Below are 19759 nucleotides of genomic sequence, written 5' to 3' on the forward strand. Positions count from 1 at the left end.
CTTTTCCTTTTAATCTGGAACTACGGTTAAGTTAATATTTTTAAGCTTCTCAATGACGTCCGACTCGCCAGTTTTCGGTAGTGGGAAATTCCCTACCTGCGCAACGGCACGTTTAGTCGCAGCACAAAGACGAGAATCCCCTTCTACGATTTGCAAATCGCCAACAATTGCATCAGCGCCTGCCGGAATCAAGCGAAGGTTAACCCGGCATTGTTTACCTCGAAAACTGTCTTCTAATAATAAATTTTGCTGAATAAGTTGAGTATAAATCGCCCCCCAGCGCTCAGCTTCTGTTGCGATATACTGAGCGCGAGCGGCTGAAATATTTTGCGCTTCACTTTCCAGCCCAGAAAAAATGCTGTTTAGGGCCGCTTCTTGTTCTTTACGCTCCCGTTCAGCTTGTTGGGCGCGCTCTTTTTCAATACGCGCTTTTTCAGCGGCAGCTTTCGCCGCTTTTTCTTTGGCAATCCGTTCTTTTTCGGCTCGCTCTGCGGCTTCGCGTTCACGTTGTGCTTTCTCTTTAGCTTGCTGAGCCGCTTTTTCGCGAGCAATTCGTTCTTGTTCAGCTTTGGCCGCTGCAGCCGCTTTGGCCGCGCGTTCAGCTTCCGCCTTTTTGGCGGCCTCTTCTTTCAACTGACGCTCCGCTTCCGCTTTCGCTGCTCGGTCTTGCGCTTGACGGGCTTTTTCAGCAGCCACTTTTTGCTCTTGTTCTTTCTGTTGTCGCGCTTTTTCCGCTTCACGTGCAGCTTTAGCTTCTCTGGCTTGTTGCTCTTTTAACTGACGCACTCGCTCTTCGGCTTCTTTACGATTTCGTTCCAACCGTTCACTTTCTCGGCGCAATTTATCTAACCGTTCTTGTTCTTTTCTCGCAGCGGCTTCACGCTGGCTACGAATATGCTGAGCTTGTTGTTTGACGAGGTTAGGGTCAATAACGACCGCTTGTACCGCAACACCTCCCGCAGAGGGCGTTGTGGGAGAAAAAGTAAAATCGGCTTGCCACGCAAGAATAACCAGCAAGGCTATATGCAATACCAGCGATACCAATAAAGGGGTTTTATCTGATGCTTTGTTCGATTTATTTGCTTTCATCAACGCTTATCAGCCTATTCTTTGATATCCGTGAGTAAGCCTACTTTCGCTATACCAGCTCGACTTAATTCATCTAGCACTAAAACAATATCAGCATAAGGTGTGGCAGCATCCCCCCCAACTGCAACCGGTGAATCAGGTTTTAGGGATAATTCAGCTTTCACGCGCACAATAACATCTTGTAACGACAGTCCTCGTTGAACGTCTTCGTCATTGACACTTAACCCTAAATTTCCCGCTTTATCAATTTCAATAATGATATAGCTTGCATCACTGTTTTCGGCCAAATCTGCCGTCGATTTCGCGGTTGACGTTTTGGGTAGCTCAACCTCTACACCTTGGGTAATAAACGGTGACGTCACCATGAAAATGATCAGCAAAACCAGCATGACATCAATGTAAGGAACCACGTTGATTTCAGCTGTCATCTTCCGCTTTTTCGGTTGATAACCTGCCATCGATTATTCCTTACCCGCCATCGCTTGGCGGTGTAATATACTATAAAACTCTTCGGAAAAAGTCGCATAAGTATGCTCTAACTTGCTGACTTTACTGCTAAATCTATTATAAGCCATTACTGCAGGAATTGCGGCAAACAACCCCATAGCGGTAGCAACTAACGCTTCAGCAATCCCAGGAGCCACCATAGCTAACGTGGCTTGCTTTACTTCCCCCAGTGCGATGAAGGCATGCATAATACCCCATACCGTACCAAATAAGCCGATATAAGGGCTAATTGATCCCACCGTTGCCAAAAAGGGCAAATGCGTTTCTAGTTCATCAACTTCACGAGAAACTGCGACCCGCATAGAACGCCCAGTCCCTTCCATCACATAGTCGGGCGAAGCTGCGTGCAATTTATGTAAGCGAGCAAACTCAGTAAATCCAGAATAAAAGATCTCTTCTACCCCTTCGATGCTGTCTTTACGCTTTTTTATGTCTTGATATAAAATTGATAAATCGTTACCTGACCAGAATTTATCTTCAAATTTTTCTGCATTTTTTTGTGCTTGAGAGAGCACTTTGCTACGGGAAATGATCATTGCCCAAGACGCAATAGACATACCAAGTAAAATCAGCATGACTAATTTAACTAATAGACTGGCCTGCAAGAACAGATCGAACATGGAAATATCAGCGGTCACTCTTTGTTAACTCCAAAATAATTGATTGAGGTATGGCTCGGGGTTTCATCTTTTGATTGTCAATACATGCTACCTTAACTAATGCTTTACACAATAGTTGCCCGTCAGGATTGACCAGCTCTTGACAGAAAGTCAAGGAGGCTTTTTTCAATTCAATCAGCATACTTTTTACTTTAAGTTGCTCATCCAACCGAGCTGCGCGTACAAAATCGACGTCCGCGTGTCGAACCACAAAACCTAGGTTTTGTTCCAGCAAAGTATGTTGTGAGATCCCAATCGAGCGCAGCATCTCGGTTCTTGCTCGCTCAAAGAACTTGAGGTAGTTAGCATGATAAACCACGCCTCCTGCATCGGTATCTTCATAATAAATAGTGATAGGCCAATCGAATACTTGCATCGTCTCACAGTTTCCACGTCAAAAATGAAGCAGTTAGACTAGGTACTATACCGTATCTCTTGATGGTAAGTACAAACTGAAGCGTAAGATTTTATGCTAATATGATAAAAAAATAGCGTTACCTCAAAGAGACAACGCTATTTTTTACTCAGTTTTAACGAGTTGACTAATAATCCGTAACGGTTAACCGAACAGCCGAACTAAAAAAAAGCCCGCCATGATCGGCAACGAAAAGTATGGACTAAAAAAAATCTGCCAAATCCAGCTACGTGGTTTAAAACCAACACCAAATACCATACTAGAACATATTCCCCAGATCAGTAATGGTGCAACCAGTACATTAAATCCACCGATACTCGCCGCATACGCTTCAGGATCCCACATGACCATCGCAACATGATAAAATCCGAGTATGATCGACAAGGCCCTAAATAAGGCCTTATCGACCCACTGGTGCAGTTTTGTCAACAAGACAAAGCCGTTATTCACTGTCTTTATCCATCATTTCACTGTGCTCTAACCAAAGAGCATTGATGATGCCAAAAGCACATGCCAGCAATACACCAAGAATCCATGCAAAATACCACATCGTTTCGCTCCTTAGTAAAGTGAGTTTTTATTATCTTCGATATACTTGTTATCCAAGCGACCGAACATTTTATAGTAAGACCACGCGGTATACGCGAGGATAATAGGCACCATCACAAACGCGATAAATGTCATTACATTCAACGTTAGCTCACTCGACGTTGCGTCCCACATGGTTAAACTATGACTTGGCTCTAAGCTTGATGGCATCACAAACGGGAACATAGCGAAGCCTGCAGTAAAGATGACCCCAGCATTTCCTAGACTAGAGGTAAGGAAAGCCAATGCACATTTTTCAAAACGAGAAGCCAAGACCGCCAATAGCGGCATAAATACCCCTAATGCGGGCGCTAGCCACAAAATTGGATACGTTTCAAAATTATGCATCCAAGCACCCGCTTCACGAACGACTTCTTTATTTAATGGGTTTGACGCCGCCGCACCGTCAATGGCACTCACTACAACATAACCGTCGATATTTTGAATCCAAAAGCCGGCGGCAACAAATAATAGACAGGTTAATAGACCCGAAAATTGGGCTGTCGCACGTGCACGAGTATGCAATTCACCCGTTGTTTTCATTTGTAGCCAAGCAGAACCTTGCATCAAAATCATAAACAAACTCACCAAACCACACACAAGTGCAAATGGATTCAATAACCCAAAGAATGAGCCGTGATAACTCGGCATAATTAGCTCATTTAATTGGAATGGAACACCTTGCAGCAGGTTACCAAACGCCACACCAAAGATAATTGGTGGCACGAATCCACTGATCGAAATACAGATATCCCATGTGTTTCGCCACTTTGGATCTTCAATTTTTGAACGATAATCCAAACCGATTGGGCGTAGCCATAATGCAGCCAATGTAACAATCATCGCGAGGTAAAAACCTGAGAACGATGTTGCGTAAACCAGTGGCCAAGCAGCAAATAAAGCACCACCTGCAGTAATTAGCCAAACTTGGTTTCCATCCCAGTGCGGAGCGATCGAGTTAATCATGACTCGGCGCTCTGCGTCATTTTTACCAAGAACAGGAACCAGCGCTCCTACTCCCATATCAAAGCCATCTGTAATGGCAAAACCTACTAGTAGTACGCCGATCAGCACCCACCAAATAAGTCGTAAGATTTCGTAATCAAACATATTGCTTTCTCCTTGGCTAGGCTTCTACTTGACGATTGACTTGATCTTCAACCGAGCTGCCATTTTGTTCGAAATGATAGCGACCTGTTTTCAAGCTGCTTGGTCCTTTACGAGCAAACTTCACCATTAAATAAACTTCAGCAATGAGGAACACAGTGTACAGCGCCAAAATCGCAAACAACGATGTCCAGATTTGACTTGCTGACAATGCAGAGGCGGCGATATTTACAGGTAAAATTTCACCTACCGCCCATGGTTGACGACCGTATTCAGCCACAAACCACCCAGCTTCTACTGCAATCCAAGGTAAAGGAATGCTCCAAAGCGCCGCTTTAAGTATCCACGGTTTTTGTTCAATTTTTTGACGACAGGTTTGAATAAAGGCCGCACCAAAGACAAACAGCATGATGAACCCACAGGCAACCATGATGCGGAAAGACCAGAACAATGGCCACACCGTTGGAATCGAGTCATCGGCAGCCGCTTGGATCTGCGCTTCTGTTGCATCAGAAACATTCTCAGTATAACGCTTAAGTAGCAGACCATAGCCAAGATCATTTTTCACTTCATTAAATGCTTGAATATTGTCTTCGGATTTGTCACCCGCTCGAAGTGCTTGTAGCAATTCATAAGCGTACATACCATTACGAATGCGATCGATATGCTCTTCACGTAAATCACGTAGACCTGTCACCTCTTTATCTAAAGAGCGAGTGGCAATAATCCCCATCACATAAGGAATCTTAATCGCGTAATCAGTCTGCATGGTTTCTTGATTTGGTAAGCCAAATAGGGTGAAGGCAGCAGGAGCTGGTTCGGTATGCCATTCAGATTCGATGGCGGCCAGCTTAACTTTTTGCACATCGCCAAGCTCATAGCCGGACTCATCACCTAGAATGATAACGGAAATAATTGCTGCCATACCAAATGAAGCGGCAATAGCAAATGAGCGGCGAGCAAACGCAACATCTCGACCTTTTAATAGGTAGTAAGCACTAATGCCCAAAATAAACATTGCCCCTGTGGTATAGCCAGAAGCCACAGTATGAACAAACTTAACTTGCGCAACTGGGTTAAGCACAACCTCAGCGAAACTGACCATTTCCATGCGCATGGTTTCAAAGTTAAATGCTGAGCCAACTGGGTTTTGCATCCAGCCGTTTGCCACCAAAATCCACAACGCAGAGAAGTTGGAACCTAAAGCGACCAGCCAAGTTACCGTTAGATGCTGACGTTTGGAGAGGCGATCCCAGCCAAAGAAGAACAAACCGACAAAGGTTGATTCTAAAAAGAAAGCGACCAGTGCTTCAATGGCGAGCGGAGCCCCAAAGATATCACCAACATAGTGTGAATAGTAAGACCAGTTAGTACCGAACTGGAACTCCATCGTTAGGCCGGTAGCAACACCAAGCGCAAAGTTAATACCGAAAAGCTTACCCCAGAACTTGGTCATGTCCTTATAGATTTGCTTATCAGTCATTACATAAAGTGACTCCATAATGGCAAGTAAAAATGCCATACCTAAAGTCAGTGGAACGAACAAGAAGTGATACATCGCTGTCAGTGCAAACTGCAACCGCGATAGATCAACGACATCAATCATGGTAACTCCTTTGTGTCGGCTGAATGACACTTTTGACATAACGCAACAACACGCATAAGTTAACGAACCATATCCAACTGTTAACTTTTTGCAATACTTTGTTGCTTTTATGTACCATTGTGGTTAGTTAATTGTTAAGCTTCAGCTAATATAGCTGTGACTAATACTAATGCCAAACCCCTTGAGTTTCAAAAGGTTTATTCATACAAAACGCTTTGATTTGGATCAATTTCCCTTACGAGAAAGCGGTTAAAAAAACAACAAAATGATATAAATCAAGAAATGTGGATATTTATCCTATAAACGAGGGCAAAATGAATCATAACAGAGCACAAATTAAACACAGATGGTTAACACCAACCTAAAATTGATTACGAATCATGCATTTTAGAAATATGTCAAAATGTGACATATATTGATAAATATTTCTCTTATCGAACTCTAGGGTCTGTTGATCTTTCGCGGTTAAATTTTGTTCGAGATAAAAGCGTTTTAATCGCGGCGAGAGGTTTGTCGCCTAGTTATTCTAAGCAAAACACCGCTCAACAAAGAGTAAAACGCTTTTAGCCGAACCCTTCGGGCAGCGTTTGTGGCTCCTTTCTACGGCGTTATCGGCTTCTCAGGTAGAGTAACTACATTTCAAAGCCTCTGCCTTGTATAAAGAAGCCACAAACGGCTGCAAAAATCAGCTCGAAAGGTCAACAGACCCTAGGTCGGTAATTTTATGATTTTGTTAAACCAAAATGTAAATAAGCACGATCCGTTGCAATCCGACCTCGAGGTGTGCGCTGTAAATAGCCTTGTTGAATCAAAAATGGTTCAAGAACATCTTCAATTGTATCTTTCTCTTCGCCAATGGCTGCCGCCAAGTTATCCAGCCCAACCGGGCCACCTGAAAATTTCTCCATAATGGCGAGTAAAAGCTTTCTATCCATATAATCAAAGCCTTGATGATCAACATCAAGCATATCTAGCGCTTTATCTGCTGTTTGAGCGCAAATATGTCCGTTGCCTTTCACTTCAGCATAGTCTCGCACGCGACGTAGTAAACGGTTAGCAATACGTGGAGTTCCTCGAGCACGGCGCGCTATCTCCAATGCACCATCCGAGTCCATCGACAACCCCAAATGGTGAGCACTGCGCTGTACAATATGTTGTAAATCGGCCACGTTGTAATACTCCAAACGCTGCACAATGCCAAATCGATCTCGTAAGGGGGAAGTCAATGAGCCTGCCCGAGTGGTCGCACCAATCAGTGTAAAAGGAGGGAGATCAATTTTGATCGAGCGAGCGGCTGGGCCTTCACCGATCATGATATCTAACTGATAATCTTCCATTGCTGGGTAGAGAACTTCTTCGACCATAGGGCTGAGTCGGTGAATTTCGTCAATAAATAAAACATCATTCTCTTCTAAGTTGGTCAATAACGCGGCAAGATCGCCTGCTTTTTCCAAAACTGGGCCAGAGGTGGTCCGAATATTGACATCCATTTCATTAGCAACAATATTGGCTAGAGTCGTTTTCCCTAACCCAGGAGGGCCAAAAATCAACAGATGATCGAGCGCTTCACGACGTTTTTGGGCCGCTTGAATGAAGATTTCCATTTGATCTCGAACGTGATCTTGTCCTTGATAGTCAGCAAGTTTCTTCGGTCGGATAGCACGATCAATCACTTCTTCGTCCTTAAACGAAGGGTTTATCGGCGCAATAAGGCGATCGGCTTCAATCATAACAAGGTATCCATAGAGTTAGGGGCTATGTGAAAGGCAACCCTTAACGTCATCATCCATTTGGCACAGTATAGAAGATCACGTAAGGTCGATATGTCACGCCTGGCGAAAAGCAAGGTGAAATACATAGGCTTATCTGGCATTAAACCATTGATTTTAAAGCATCACGAATTAACTGCTCACTACTCATGCCGGCTTTCGCGAACTGAGCAACTGCTTTTGAGGCTTGAGCGGGTTTATACCCTAATGCCAACAAGGCACTAACCGCTTCTTCCTCTGCATTTTGTTCAGCGAATATGACTTGATGATCCAATGGGGCTGCATCTGTTGCTGGGGTCAGTAAATCTCCCGTTCCCCACCCTTTTAAGCGGTCTTTCATTTCGACCAACAGACGTTCTGCTGTCTTTTTCCCAACGCCTGGTAACTTGATCAAGGTTGATATGTCTTCCCGTTCAACACATGCGACAAACTGACTGGCCGTCATGCCAGAAAGTATACCTAGGCCCATTTTAGGTCCGACACCGTTCGCTTTAATGACTTCTCGAAATAGAGCGCGCTCGCTTACGCTATTAAAACCGTAAAGTAACTGTGCATCTTCACGTACAATAAAATGGGTATAGATAATCGCCTCTTCTCCCACATCGGGTAGCTCGTAGAAGCAGCTCATTGGCATTTGTACTTCATAACCGATCCCCCCTATTTCGATTAACACTTGAGGAGGTTGTTTTTCAATCAATATTCCGCGCAGACGGCCAATCACAGTGAATTCCTTTGTCTGTATGTCAAACTTAATGGCAAGGATGATAATAAAGAACTGGATGGATAGCCAGTAAAACTCTGTGCGTCATACCAACAATATCAGCGTTACCGATAACGACCACGACGAGCACTGGTTGCTTGCCCTGCCAATGCAATCAAGGTTTTGTTGGTATTGGCGTGGCAAATCGCGACGCCTAAAGCATCTGCTGCATCAGCCTGAGGCCTCGCAGGTAATTTTAAGATCTGCTGTACCATATGCTGAACCTGAGATTTATCCGCTCCCCCAGTTCCAACCACCGCTTGCTTAATTAACCTTGCCGCATATTCATGAACCGGTAACTCGGCATTGACCGCAGCCACAATGGCACTGCCTCGTGCTTGTCCGAGCTTTAATGCTGAATCAGCATTTCTCGCCATAAACACTTGTTCAATAGCAAAGACATCCGGTTGAAACTGAGTAATGATCTCGCTCACCCCCGCATAAATCTGTTTTAATCGTAGCGGTAACGCCTGATCAGACGTTCGGATACAACCACTGCCTAAGTAGATGAGATGCCTCCCTTGTTGTCGGATCACCCCATAGCCGGTAATTCGCGATCCTGGATCAATCCCCAAAATAATTGACATCGTTGATTCCTAGTTACAGCGTCTCGTTATCTTTTTGATGATTAGAAAGATAACAGCGAGGCATTCACCTCGCTGTTTATAATAACGTCCCGGAGAACCAATTACTTACGTCGCCAAGTGGTACCGTTAGGGCCGTCTTCCAAGATAATACCTAATTCATTCAGTTTATCTCGTGCCAGATCGGCATTGGCCCAATCTTTGGTCGCACGAGAATCATTGCGTAACTTGATTAAGGCTTCAATCTGTTCGACCTGCTCTTGGCTTTCGGCTTCTCCTTGCATAAAGTGCTCTGGATCTTGATATAAGATACCGATCACATCCGCTAACTCACGCATTAATGATCCTAGCGCACTCGCTTTGAGATGATCTTCATTTTTCAATCGGTTAATTTCACGGGCCATATCAAATAACACAGAGTACGCTTCTGGTGTATTAAAGTCGTCGTTCATCGCCGAGGTAAAACGGCTAACGTACTCTTCACCACCTGCTGCAGGAACCGTCTTATCTAAGCCACGAAGCGCAGTATATAGACGTTCTAAAGAAGCACGAGCTTGAGTAAGATTCTCTTCACTGTAGTTAAGCTGGCTACGGTAATGACCCGACATCAAAAAATACCGTACGGTTTCTGGATCATAGTGCTGTAATACATCTCGAATGGTAAAGAAATTACCCAGTGATTTAGACATTTTTTCTTTATCTACCATCACCATGCCGCTATGCATCCACGTATTCACGTATTGAGTCTCATGAGCACAGCAAGATTGTGCAATTTCATTTTCATGGTGAGGGAATTGAAGATCTGAGCCCCCCCCATGAATGTCAAAATGTTCACCCAAAATAGCAGAATTCATTGCCGAGCACTCGATATGCCACCCAGGACGTCCAGCTCCCCATGGAGACTCCCAGGTCGGTTCACCCGGTTTGGACATCTTCCATAATACAAAATCTAAAGGACTGCGTTTGGCGATCTCGATATCAACTCGAGCTCCTGCTTGAAGTTGAGCGAGATCTTGCTTAGAAAGTTGACCATACTGTGCAAATTTACTCACTTCAAACATCACATCGCCATTGTCTGCAACATAAGCAAATCCGCGCTCAATCAGACGCTCGACAAGGGCGATAATCTCATCGATGTATCCGGTAGCTCGAGGCTCAACATCAGGGCGTTGGATGTTTAATGCATCAAAATCAGTATACATTTCTTGAATTAAGCGCTCCGTTAACGCTTCACAGGATTCCTGGTTTTCAGCGGCACGTTTAATAATTTTGTCGTCAATGTCGGTGATATTACGTACAAAGGTAAGGTCATACCCTAAATAACGTAAGTAACGAGCCACCACATCGAAAGAAACAAACGTACGACCATGACCGATATGACAGAGATCGTATATGGTGACGCCACAGACATACATGCCGACTTTTCCGGCTGTAATGGGTTTAAATTCCTCTTTTTGTCTTGTGAGTGAGTTATAAATTTTCAACATGATCTCTATCTAATTTACCGTTAATCCCAAAATAGTTTTAGAGTATAACAACTCTATTATCGCTAGGTCATCCATTTGGTGTTTTGAATGCACAAAAAGTTAAGCTAAAATCTGTCATTCACACAAAACAAGCAAAGGTAATACACATGATCACGCTGCATACTAATTTTGGTGACATCAAAATTCAGCTTAACGAAGAGCAAGCACCAGAAACCAGCGCAAACTTTTTACAATACTGCCGTGATGGTTTTTACGACAATACCTTATTCCATCGTGTTATCGACGGTTTTATGATCCAAGGTGGTGGTATGACTTCGGGTCTACGTGAAAAAGCGACTCGTGCGCCTATTCGTAATGAAGCCAATAATGGGTTAAGCAATAAAACAGGTACTCTTGCTATGGCAAGAACGATGGATCCTCATTCTGCTAGCTCACAGTTTTTTATTAATGTGAATGACAATACTTTCCTTGATTTTAAATCCGAAAGTCGTGACGGCTGGGGATACTGTGTATTTGCAGAAGTCGTTGAAGGCATGGATGTGGTCAATAAAATCAAAGGCGTTAGTACTGGATCTTATGGCATGCATCAAGACGTTCCCCTTGATGAAGTGATCATTACCAGTACCACCATCGAAGACTAAGCTCGCCAATCAAATTACCGACGGATGGAGTGCATTGAGCACTCCACTAATTTTTATGCATACTTTATTTATTTCAGATCTTCACCTGTCACCGGCTCGTCCTGATATCACTCAATGCTTTACTCATTTTATGCGCACTGAAGCTCGAGATGCCGACGCACTTTATGTCCTCGGAGATTTGTTTGATTTTTGGATTGGTGATGATGACCCGACGCCTTTTGCCCAACAGATCAAAGCGGAATTTCAGCAACTCACTGCCGCCGGAGTCGCTTGTTTTTTTGTTCATGGCAATCGAGATTTTCTTATTGGTCAGCGTTTTGCGAAGGAAACCGGTATTGTTTTATTAGCTCAAGAAACCGTCATCCACCTTTATGGTACTCCTGTTGTGATACTGCATGGTGATACCCTGTGTACTGAAGATGTGCGTTATTTAGCATTTCGTGAAAAAGTTCATAAACCTTGGCTACAATGGGTATTTAATCGTTTACCTTATGCGATTAAAAAACGTATTGTGCAACGCGTTCAGTCAGATATCCGTCACGATAAGCAACAAAAAGCGATGGAAATAATGGATGTAACCCCCAGCGAAGTGATTCAGGTACTTAATCATCATCATGTCGATATCATGATTCATGGACACACGCACCGCCCTGCCATCCATCATTTGCCTCAGCTAGGCCATAAAACACGTATTGTACTCGGTGATTGGTACAGTCAAGGCTCGATCTTGCGTTATGCTCCACAAGGGTATGCATTGGAGTCGCGACCATTCGAATAAATGCGCTAAACTTTCTTTGAATGTACTCACAGCAATCGGCTTAAAAATCATTCATAGTGGTACATGCATGGTGTTAAGAATAACAATCACTCCAAGAAGAGCGGGTTTATGAAAAACTCCTACATTGCACGGCAACCTATTTTAGATCGCGATAAAAAAACGATCGGCTACGAATTATTGTTCAGAGATGGTCCACAAAATCGCTTCCCCGATATTGACCCTGAACTTGCTACCAGTCGACTACTTTCCGATCACTGCTGGTCGACGCATTACAATGTATTAGGGCCCTATTTGGGATTTGTTAATTTTCCTTATCAAAGCCTACTCAACCTTGTTCCAACCCTGTTTCCATGTGACAATTTGGTGGTTGAAATCCTTGAAGACTGCCCACCAACGGAAGCGTTACTTGATGCGATAAAACAATTATCCCAACTTGGTTATAAAATTGCCCTTGATGATTTTATTCCAAACCGAGCTTGGCAAGCTTTCCTTCCTTATGTTTCCATCATTAAATTCGATATTCGCCTGTTCCCGATAGAAAAAGCGCGACTTTTCATGCACAAACTCCGCGTTCTCATATTCAATTTCTCGCTGAAAAAGTAGAAACGTATGAGGAGTTTGAACAAGCAAAGCAAGCCGGATTCGTTTATTTTCAAGGTTATTTTTTTAGTAAACCTGAATTAATCCAGCGTAAAGCACTAGAACCTTCTTTTATAACCATTATTCAATTATGCAAAGAAATAGCAAAAGAAGAGATTGATTATCAGGTGTTAGAACAGCTGGTGGCAAAAGATCTTACGCTTTCTTATAAATTACTCACCTTTGTCAACGCCTCTGCCCTGGTCAGCACAAAAATACAATCGTTTAAACAAGCATTAGTCTACCTAGGGGAAGAACGATTACGTCGTTTTATCTCTTTGGTAGCGATCGCATCGACTCATCGAGATAAACCTGATTCGTTATATGGTTTATCTATTCAACGCGCTCGGTATTGTGAGCAACTTTATCAAAAAATCAACGGAACACAGACGTCAGGCAATGCGTTTTTAACCGGGATGTTCTCATTATTGGACAGCCTACTCGATCAACCGCTTGACGAGATCATTAACGACATGCCCATCGAAGATACGGTTAAGCAAGCATTATTAAACGGCGATGGGCTACTAGGACAACTTCTCAAACTCGCCAAAGCGCATGAAAAAGCCGAATGGTCTCAGGTTGCTCAACTGACCAAGCAGCTCAAGCTGACGGAGTCCGATGTCGCTTATAGTTATGACGAAGCGATCAGCTGGACTGCGGATTTATTAAATATTACCCCCTAGACGCCATCACAACATCCACTTACACTCGCTAACTCTTTTTTTATTGGATGACAGCTATGACAACTTGTTACTGTGGCAGCGATAAAGAATATGACGATTGTTGCCAGCCTATTCATAGTGAGCCCGCTCAAGCACACAAACCAGAGCAGCTAATGCGAGCTCGATATAGTGCCCATGTATTGGGACTCATTGATTTTATTATTAATACTTACCACCCATCGTGTCTGGCTGATCAACAGCGCAAGGAGCTTGAAGATTCAATGAATAGCCAGTGGCAAAAGTTAGAGATTCTAAAGACTTGGCCAGGACGCGACGAACATGAAGGCTTTGTGCATTTCAAAGCTTTTTATCGTGCAGGACAACAGACATACTGTCTTGAAGAACAATCTCGCTTTGTGCGCGACAACCATCAATGGTTCTATATTGATGGTACATTTCCTCAACAAAATAAAATTGGCCGCAACGATCCTTGTCGCTGTGGTAGCGGTAAGAAATTTAAAAAATGTTGCGGCTAAATCATCCATCGCTAACTCGCCAAGAGCAGAATGATTATTCTTGATCGATCATCCACTTACGGAAGGCTTTGCGTTGTTCTTTATCCGCTTTTAAATAGAGAGCTTGCAGATCATCTAATAACGCATCGGAGGAAGCGGGAGCGGGGTTATGGGAGTTTACTGAAGGCTTCTCTAATGAGTTATCGATGGTTAAATAGCTCATCGTAATGGCTGCTTTTCCCGCTTGTTTATTGTATGTCACAATATCATCAACAAAATTTTGTCCAAGTACAAAACCGCTAAGAGGAACAACGTCACTCACCTGCTCAACCGGTTTTTGATTATCAAGGTCAATCAACTGCCATTCAAAATGAGCGATCTCTTTCTTGGCTTGCTGGGCGTTACGATAGTTGGGCATTTGAAAAGTTAAGGTTTGATCAGTCGCATTAAAACGTAGCACCACCAAATCACTATACACATTATCCACCGTATCGCGATTTACAAAAGGTTTTGCATAGCGAAACGCGATTTGATTGACCCCATCCGGCAGCTCAACCGTTTTGTGACTGCTTAGAAAACTGCCTTTCATCTGCGGTTTTTCTAAATTTACCACCGCTAAACTGATCTCCTCTGGTACCGTCAGTTGCACTTTAGCTTGTACTGTTGCCGTGAGAACGACTCCGACCAATAATCCCTTTATGATATGTTTCATCATGACCTCCACCTCATCCATCTCCCATAAAAAAAGCTCGGCAGCGCCGAGCTTATCTTTAACGATAAATCGCTAGATTACCAGTATACACGAGCACCGATAGCAAGATTGTTAACATCATCTTGACCGTCAGTATCATTGAAGTTGTATTCAACGTAAGTACGTGCCCACTTAGCAAACATATACTCTGCACCTAGGTATAAGTTAGTGATGTCAGCTGCTTCTTTTTTACCATTGATAAACTGAGCACCGCCGTACACTGACGTTTTGCTCGCCACTTTGTATTTTGCACCAAGGTGGAAACCATCAGATTCCTCTTTTGTGCTGTTGACTTTATTTTTATCTTTATTGTATGCGTAAGTAATACCAACCACGCCTTTATCAGTCAGCGCATATTCCGCCGTGGCTTCAAAATAAGTTGAGTCGATATCACCGGCTGTTTTATCAGACATTGATGCACCACCAATGTGTAAAGAAAGAGCATCATAAGAACTACCAACGTACAGTTCGAACAACTCAGCATTCTCGTTATTCTCAGCTAGGTTGTACTGAGCTTTTACCCAGCTTTTACCAAGTTCCAATTGGTATTTGATCGCACTGCTTTGCCAGAAATTGTTATCTAGCCCACCACGAGATATGGTGCCAAGTCATATTCATAAGCGTAAATTGCGCCATAAACATCATCATAAAGCGGTGAATGTTTACCATAGGTCATCACGCCGTATTCTGTACTCATGCCAATATAATGCTGACGAAGTTCCCAGTTTTCATCGACACGATATTCTACTTTACCAATGACATCTAAGCCTTCTTCAACTGCGTTGTAGACAACGTTAACACCAACACGTGAAGAACCTTGATCAATTTTTGCATCAGTATTGCTTTCATCAGTAAACTTAACGCTTTGACGAAGTTGACCATAAAAATCAACGGATACGTCATCCGCTTTAAATACTTCTGCTGCATTGACTGATGTTGCTGCTGAAGCAACCAGTAGTGCTACTAGAGTCTTTTTCATATTAATCCACTGCCTTTTCTTAGATGGGAATTCCATTTCGGTTCCCTTTGTTTTAGATGATGGTTGGCTAGCTCTGCGGCTAGTTACCATCGCCACTAAATTCGCACTTAAGATTGCAAAAGAATATGCTACATGTCAAATGTGCAAAAAAATATTTATAAAAACAACACAAAAACTTAATAAACAAAAACTTACATATAAATTTCACTTTCTTTCGAGCAACTTCTAACCAAAAAGGTCATGATTAATAAATGTAAACAAAATTAACATTTTAATATTAAACACCAATACTATTAAAAATAAGACATTGATGTAGAATATAATTTCTGTTTTAAAACAAAATTAAGAATTTATATTCGATGGATATCACTTTAATGGCATGCGCATAAAGGTTCAGTTTTTTTTTGTGAGCAAGATCTAGAATTGATTCAAAAGCATACTATTTTGAGCAACTGGGGATCGAAAGTCAGTTATCCCGCCATCGTTTAACCGGTAAAAGTGTTTAACAGGTAAAGGCACGTAGCCGAGTGAAGATCAATGAACAGCAACTGGCTGTCGTCACAAATTATGTTACTATCGCGGCTCTGCTGTTTAGGTCTCGCTATGCTCACAACAAAAATCCAACAATCCATCCGTACGAGTTATCACAATTTACAAAGTCAGTTAGATAACTTTATTCCACGCCGGGCACAGAACTACCTCGTGGCTGAAATAACCCACACCCTCTGTGGTCGCTATCACCCCTCCACACGCATGATTGTGGCAGAAGCAGGCACAGGGATCGGTAAATCACTTTCTTATTTGATGGCCAGTATTCCCGTCGCGATACTCAACCAACGTAAAGTGGTCATTTCTACCGCAACCGTTGCACTACAAGAGCAATTGGTACAAAAAGATCTCCCGCTTTATCGACGGATCACCGACCAAAATTTTTCTTTTCTCTTAGCCAAAGGACGCCAACGTTATTGCTGCACCGAAAAGCTTGCCTCAGCCAGTGGCGTTGATGGTGGCCAACTCGCGATGTTTACTGACAAGCCTGATATTCAGGATATTGAACTGCTACAAGCACTTTATCAACAATTACTAAGTGGGAAATGGGATGGCGATCGAGATGCTTGGCCAACGCCTATCAGTGATTCAATTTGGCATATGATTGTTAGTGATAAACATAGCTGTAACGGAAGTTTTACCGCTCATCGAAACTGCCCATTTCAAAACGCGCGGGCAGAACTCGACAAAGCAGATGTCATCATTGCCAATCACAGTCTGGTCATGGCAGATGCCGATCTCGGTGGTGGCGTTATTCTTCCTGAGCCAGAAAATACCATCTATGTTTTTGATGAAGCTCACCACCTTCCGCAGGTCGCACGCGATCATGCTGCGGCTTCTGCGGCCATGAAGGGCTCTGTAACTTGGTTAGAAAAACTCAACCAATCGTTAGCAAAATTTATCGCTTTGAGCGACGAAAAGCGTGCGTCTCGCTTTCATCGTGAGGCTCAAGATGCGCTACAACAATTGATCCCTGCTCTGAATCGACTCCCAAATCAATTTGAAGCCTCCGCCTTTGACGAAGGGGTTTATCGTTTTGAACATGGGGAATTGCCGGAGTGGTTAGCAACCCAAGCACAAGAACTAAAAAAAGCCAGCCAAAAACTGAATCAAGCGGTCGGCAAAACTGCCGATTTAATTGCCGAAGCCGTTAAAGATGGCACGATAGCAGCAAGATTAGGTGATCCGGCATTATCAGAGCTAGGCTTTTATTTACAGAGACTAGAAAACCTTGCACATGTGTGGCACTTGATGGCGCAACCAAACCGAGAAAAAGGCGCTCCGCTGGCGCGCTGGCTGCAAGTGAGCACTGAACGAGAAAACGATTATTTCGTTAATATTTCACCGCTGGAAATCGGTTGGCAACTTGATCAACAAATATGGAGCCGCTGTGTCGGCGCTGTCCTCGTCTCCGCAACACTCCGAGCACTCAATTCATTTCAGTTTTTTTGTCGCCAAGCTGGGATCAGTGAAAAAGATGAGGATGGTGTCCGATTTTTAGCACTTGCTTCACCTTTTGACTATCACAATCAAGCTGAGTTGCTGATTCCCAAAATGGAGTATGAACCACAAGCACCGCAATATACCGGATATCTTGCTGAGAAAGTGATCGAATATATTCAACCCAATAAAGCGAATTTAGTTCTATTTGCTTCTTACTGGCAAATGAAAGAAGTCGCAGAGAAAGTGCATACTCAATGCATTAAAAACGGTTGGTCTTTACAGCGACAAGGCGAAAAGTCGAGAAAAGAGATTTTAAACCAGCATAAGATGCTGATTCAATGTGGAAAAACCAGCATTCTTTTTGGTACAGGTAGCTTTTCGGAAGGGTTAGATTTGCCCGGTAAATTATTAGAAAATTTAATTATTACCAAAATCCCCTTTGCCGTGCCAAGCTCACCGGTCGAGCAAGCTCATGCAGAATATATTCAGCAACGAGGCGGTAATCCGTTTTTACAAATTAGTGTACCGGAAGCCAGCAAAAAATTGATTCAATCGGTTGGACGTTTACTGCGTCAAGAACAAGACTCTGGTAGAGTCGTGATGCTTGATCGTCGGATAGTCTCTAAGCGCTATGGCAAATCGTTACTCGACTCTCTTCCACCGTTTAAACGTTGCATTGAATAGGCTTGATTATTAAATATTGCTATTATACGCCGCTAGCTTTTAGGATTACCGCTTATTTTCTCGGTGACTCGCCTGTTGATTGGTTAATCTTTCTATCATCGGAGTACCATAGAGGCTGAAAACCACTTAAGTGGCTAGCGACCGTGATGCGTTGCGATCCGTTTTACCGTTATGATTAGGACCGAACCATTCATGGAACTTGTTGAACCAACCACGTTTTTTATTCTTGCGATCGTTGCCTTTGTCGCTGGATTTATTGATGCTGTTGCTGGCGGAGGCGGAATGCTGACCGTACCAACACTTCTCTCCTTAGGGTTACCACCTCATATTGCGCTTGGCACTAATAAGCTAGCCGCAACCTTTGCCTCTTCTACGGCGGCGGTGACTTACTATCGTAAAGCTCTATTTACACCCCGTTTTTGGAAAAGAACGTTTATTGCGACTTTTATTGGTGCGGTGATCGGCACCTATGCTGTGGATGCCATCAGTACCGAGTGGTTACAAAAGGTCTTACCGCTGATCATCTTGGCCGCGGCTATTTATACCATATGGCACAAAACACCCCACACTAGCGACACTCATTTGCCTGACACCTGTACGCGAACGCACCGAAAACAGTATACGCAAGGCTTTATCCTTGGATTTTATGATGGCTTAGCCGGCCCAGGAACGGGCGCATTTTGGACCGTCAGCTCAATGGCGTTATATCGTCTCAATATTTTACTTGCTTCTGGCTTAGGTAAGGCCATGAACTTTACCAGTAATTTTACCTCATTGATAACCTTTGCTATTTTGGGTCATATCGACTGGATACTGGGACTAACCATGGGGATGTGTCTCATGGTCGGCGCTTTTGTCGGTGCTCATTCAGCGATCCGCTTTGGTGGGAAATTCATTCGCCCTGTCTTTGTGTTCGTTGTTAGTGTGTTAGCGGTTAAGTTAGCCTATGACGCTTGGTTTATTGGACTATGAAGCAACGTTTGTCTCAACTGATGGCACAACTTGAGCAGTGGAATCAGCAAGCTCAGATCATCGATCAACAGGAAAACATCGACAGCCAAGCTTGGTTTGACCCTCACTTATTTAACGCAGATCGTCGTCAACTTGCCGCTTGCGTTCAAGAAACACAACAAAACTTAACCAGACTGCAGCACTTGACTCAAACCAAAATGTCGACCCCCAACACCAACCAGATAGCGCACCTTACCGAGCATTTATTTGCTCAAATAGAAGCGCTACATCGGGTCATCACTCATGGGTTAGATACGCTATATGCTGAGTCGAAGAGATTTAAAATGGGTGATGATTTCACTGATCCGCTCTCCAAGGAAGCGCTCCAGCACCAATTCGTCAAGCACCAAGAATGGGAGCAACGACTGCGACAATTAGTCCTGAATAAACAGTATGAATTTGACCATGCGCCAGCTCGTTATCATACTTCAAGATTACAAGCCTTAACGGTTGCAAAACAGCGATTGATCCGCTGTCAGCAAGCAAAAGCGGCTATCGAAGCCCAGCTTCTTATTGATCCCCGTAACTAAGAGTAT

Annotated in this window: 21 protein-coding genes and 1 pseudogene; 7 read left to right on the forward strand and 15 right to left on the reverse strand. The window is 43.4% G+C overall.

Going from position 1 to position 19759, the window contains the following annotated elements:
- Positions 1-9: 9 nt before the first annotated feature.
- The 12 genes from tolA to cysS all read right to left on the reverse strand — a co-directional run bounded on the left by tolA (position 10) and on the right by cysS (position 10571).
- Entirely contained in the window at positions 10-1089 is a 1080-nt protein-coding gene (tolA, locus tag FKN05_RS04790) for a cell envelope integrity protein TolA (RefSeq protein ID WP_161427550.1), read from the reverse strand.
- Between the two features lie 14 nt (positions 1090-1103).
- Positions 1104-1547 (reverse strand): protein TolR, encoded by a 444-nt coding sequence (tolR, locus tag FKN05_RS04795; RefSeq protein WP_099612207.1) that lies wholly within the window; start codon positions 1545-1547, stop codon positions 1104-1106.
- Between the two features lie 3 nt (positions 1548-1550).
- On the reverse strand, positions 1551-2234 hold the full coding sequence (gene tolQ, locus FKN05_RS04800) for a protein TolQ (protein WP_099612206.1): 684 nt from the start codon (positions 2232-2234) through the stop codon (positions 1551-1553).
- Positions 2224-2631 carry a tol-pal system-associated acyl-CoA thioesterase gene (gene ybgC, locus FKN05_RS04805; RefSeq protein ID WP_170887009.1) on the reverse strand — a complete coding sequence of 136 codons (408 nt, stop codon included), beginning with the start codon at positions 2629-2631 and terminating at the stop codon, positions 2224-2226. The genes tolQ and ybgC overlap by 11 nt, the downstream gene beginning before the upstream one ends.
- A gap of 183 nt (positions 2632-2814) precedes the next feature.
- Entirely contained in the window at positions 2815-3120 is a 306-nt protein-coding gene (gene ybgE, locus FKN05_RS04810; RefSeq protein WP_099612205.1) for a cyd operon protein YbgE, read from the reverse strand.
- Positions 3113-3220: a cytochrome bd-I oxidase subunit CydX gene (gene cydX, locus FKN05_RS04815; protein WP_000270284.1), complete on the reverse strand. Its 108-nt coding sequence runs from the start codon at positions 3218-3220 to the stop codon at positions 3113-3115. The genes ybgE and cydX overlap by 8 nt, the downstream gene beginning before the upstream one ends.
- Positions 3221-3231: 11 nt before the next feature.
- A complete protein-coding gene (gene cydB / locus FKN05_RS04820) occupies positions 3232-4368 on the reverse strand; it encodes a cytochrome d ubiquinol oxidase subunit II (protein ID WP_099612204.1) in 1137 nt (378 codons plus the stop codon).
- A gap of 16 nt (positions 4369-4384) precedes the next feature.
- On the reverse strand, positions 4385-5971 hold the full coding sequence (gene cydA / locus FKN05_RS04825; RefSeq protein WP_161427546.1) for a cytochrome ubiquinol oxidase subunit I: 1587 nt from the start codon (positions 5969-5971) through the stop codon (positions 4385-4387).
- A gap of 722 nt (positions 5972-6693) precedes the next feature.
- Positions 6694-7701, reverse strand: a complete 1008-nt coding sequence (gene ruvB, locus FKN05_RS04830) for a Holliday junction branch migration DNA helicase RuvB (protein WP_099612202.1) — start codon at positions 7699-7701, stop codon at positions 6694-6696.
- Between the two features lie 142 nt (positions 7702-7843).
- Positions 7844-8461, reverse strand: coding sequence for a Holliday junction branch migration protein RuvA (ruvA, locus tag FKN05_RS04835; RefSeq protein WP_161427819.1), 618 nt, complete (start codon positions 8459-8461; stop codon positions 7844-7846).
- Between the two features lie 104 nt (positions 8462-8565).
- On the reverse strand, positions 8566-9087 hold the full coding sequence (gene ruvC, locus FKN05_RS04840; protein WP_099612200.1) for a crossover junction endodeoxyribonuclease RuvC: 522 nt from the start codon (positions 9085-9087) through the stop codon (positions 8566-8568).
- A gap of 101 nt (positions 9088-9188) precedes the next feature.
- On the reverse strand, positions 9189-10571 hold the full coding sequence (cysS, locus tag FKN05_RS04845; protein ID WP_099612199.1) for a cysteine--tRNA ligase: 1383 nt from the start codon (positions 10569-10571) through the stop codon (positions 9189-9191).
- Positions 10572-10717: 146 nt separating this feature from the next.
- Here cysS and FKN05_RS04850 point away from each other — a divergent pair, with 146 nt between their 5' ends.
- The 4 genes and pseudogenes from FKN05_RS04850 to FKN05_RS04865 all read left to right on the forward strand — a co-directional run bounded on the left by FKN05_RS04850 (position 10718) and on the right by FKN05_RS04865 (position 13827).
- Positions 10718-11212 carry a peptidylprolyl isomerase gene (locus FKN05_RS04850; RefSeq protein WP_099612198.1) on the forward strand — a complete coding sequence of 165 codons (495 nt, stop codon included), beginning with the start codon at positions 10718-10720 and terminating at the stop codon, positions 11210-11212.
- Between the two features lie 55 nt (positions 11213-11267).
- The gene (gene lpxH, locus FKN05_RS04855) at positions 11268-11990 is read left to right on the forward strand and encodes a UDP-2,3-diacylglucosamine diphosphatase (RefSeq protein ID WP_099612197.1); all 723 of its coding nucleotides are present in this window, start codon (positions 11268-11270) and stop codon (positions 11988-11990) included.
- A gap of 108 nt (positions 11991-12098) precedes the next feature.
- Positions 12099-13312 (forward strand): annotated as a pseudogene (locus FKN05_RS04860) (EAL and HDOD domain-containing protein).
- A 56-nt stretch (positions 13313-13368) separates the two neighbouring features.
- Positions 13369-13827 (forward strand): YchJ family protein, encoded by a 459-nt coding sequence (locus tag FKN05_RS04865; RefSeq protein WP_170887010.1) that lies wholly within the window; start codon positions 13369-13371, stop codon positions 13825-13827.
- Positions 13828-13861: 34 nt separating this feature from the next.
- Here the strand turns inward: FKN05_RS04865 and FKN05_RS04870 are convergent, their stop codons facing one another.
- From FKN05_RS04870 to FKN05_RS16755, 3 genes are all read right to left on the reverse strand, one after another.
- On the reverse strand, positions 13862-14521 hold the full coding sequence (locus FKN05_RS04870; protein WP_157928708.1) for a DUF2057 family protein: 660 nt from the start codon (positions 14519-14521) through the stop codon (positions 13862-13864).
- A gap of 74 nt (positions 14522-14595) precedes the next feature.
- On the reverse strand, positions 14596-15156 hold the full coding sequence (locus tag FKN05_RS16750; RefSeq protein ID WP_346656352.1) for a porin: 561 nt from the start codon (positions 15154-15156) through the stop codon (positions 14596-14598).
- The gene (locus FKN05_RS16755; RefSeq protein ID WP_170887012.1) at positions 15138-15536 is read right to left on the reverse strand and encodes a porin; all 399 of its coding nucleotides are present in this window, start codon (positions 15534-15536) and stop codon (positions 15138-15140) included. The genes FKN05_RS16750 and FKN05_RS16755 overlap by 19 nt, the downstream gene beginning before the upstream one ends.
- A 603-nt stretch (positions 15537-16139) precedes the next feature.
- Here FKN05_RS16755 and dinG point away from each other — a divergent pair.
- The 3 genes from dinG (at position 16140) to priC (ending at position 19753) form a co-directional block, all read left to right on the forward strand.
- Positions 16140-18212 carry an ATP-dependent DNA helicase DinG gene (gene dinG, locus FKN05_RS04885; RefSeq protein WP_524540887.1) on the forward strand — a complete coding sequence of 691 codons (2073 nt, stop codon included), beginning with the start codon at positions 16140-16142 and terminating at the stop codon, positions 18210-18212.
- A 192-nt stretch (positions 18213-18404) separates the two neighbouring features.
- Complete coding sequence (locus FKN05_RS04890; protein ID WP_099612192.1) at positions 18405-19184, forward strand: sulfite exporter TauE/SafE family protein; 780 nt, start codon at positions 18405-18407, stop codon at positions 19182-19184.
- Positions 19181-19753 (forward strand): primosomal replication protein PriC, encoded by a 573-nt coding sequence (priC, locus tag FKN05_RS04895; protein WP_099612191.1) that lies wholly within the window; start codon positions 19181-19183, stop codon positions 19751-19753. The genes FKN05_RS04890 and priC overlap by 4 nt, the downstream gene beginning before the upstream one ends.
- Positions 19754-19759: the final 6 nt, after the last annotated feature.

Source organism: Vibrio sp. 1-1(7) (genome assembly GCF_013048485.1).
In the GTDB taxonomy this organism is placed as follows: domain Bacteria; phylum Pseudomonadota; class Gammaproteobacteria; order Enterobacterales; family Vibrionaceae; genus Vibrio; species Vibrio fujianensis.

What these genes read in the sequence shown, in the direction of transcription:
- tolA (WP_161427550.1), bottom strand. Translation starts at nt 1,089, where the DNA reads ATGAAAGCAAATAAATCGAACAAAGCATCAGATAAAACCCCTTTATTG.
- tolR (WP_099612207.1), bottom strand. Translation starts at nt 1,547, where the DNA reads ATGGCAGGTTATCAACCGAAAAAGCGGAAGATGACAGCTGAAATCAAC.
- ybgC (WP_170887009.1), bottom strand. Translation starts at nt 2,631, where the DNA reads ATGCAAGTATTCGATTGGCCTATCACTATTTATTATGAAGATACCGAT.
- cydX (WP_000270284.1), bottom strand. Translation starts at nt 3,220, where the DNA reads ATGTGGTATTTTGCATGGATTCTTGGTGTATTGCTGGCATGTGCTTTT.
- cydB (WP_099612204.1), bottom strand. Translation starts at nt 4,368, where the DNA reads ATGTTTGATTACGAAATCTTACGACTTATTTGGTGGGTGCTGATCGGC.
- cydA (WP_161427546.1), bottom strand. Translation starts at nt 5,971, where the DNA reads ATGATTGATGTCGTTGATCTATCGCGGTTGCAGTTTGCACTGACAGCG.
- ruvB (WP_099612202.1), bottom strand. Translation starts at nt 7,701, where the DNA reads ATGATTGAAGCCGATCGCCTTATTGCGCCGATAAACCCTTCGTTTAAG.
- ruvC (WP_099612200.1), bottom strand. Translation starts at nt 9,087, where the DNA reads ATGTCAATTATTTTGGGGATTGATCCAGGATCGCGAATTACCGGCTAT.
- cysS (WP_099612199.1), bottom strand. Translation starts at nt 10,571, where the DNA reads ATGTTGAAAATTTATAACTCACTCACAAGACAAAAAGAGGAATTTAAA.
- FKN05_RS04850 (WP_099612198.1), top strand. Translation starts at nt 10,718, where the DNA reads ATGATCACGCTGCATACTAATTTTGGTGACATCAAAATTCAGCTTAAC.
- lpxH (WP_099612197.1), top strand. Translation starts at nt 11,268, where the DNA reads ATGCATACTTTATTTATTTCAGATCTTCACCTGTCACCGGCTCGTCCT.
- FKN05_RS04865 (WP_170887010.1), top strand. Translation starts at nt 13,369, where the DNA reads ATGACAACTTGTTACTGTGGCAGCGATAAAGAATATGACGATTGTTGC.
- FKN05_RS04870 (WP_157928708.1), bottom strand. Translation starts at nt 14,521, where the DNA reads ATGATGAAACATATCATAAAGGGATTATTGGTCGGAGTCGTTCTCACG.
- FKN05_RS16755 (WP_170887012.1), bottom strand. Translation starts at nt 15,536, where the DNA reads ATGAAAAAGACTCTAGTAGCACTACTGGTTGCTTCAGCAGCAACATCA.
- dinG (WP_524540887.1), top strand. Translation starts at nt 16,140, where the DNA reads ATGCTCACAACAAAAATCCAACAATCCATCCGTACGAGTTATCACAAT.
- FKN05_RS04890 (WP_099612192.1), top strand. Translation starts at nt 18,405, where the DNA reads ATGGAACTTGTTGAACCAACCACGTTTTTTATTCTTGCGATCGTTGCC.
- priC (WP_099612191.1), top strand. Translation starts at nt 19,181, where the DNA reads ATGAAGCAACGTTTGTCTCAACTGATGGCACAACTTGAGCAGTGGAAT.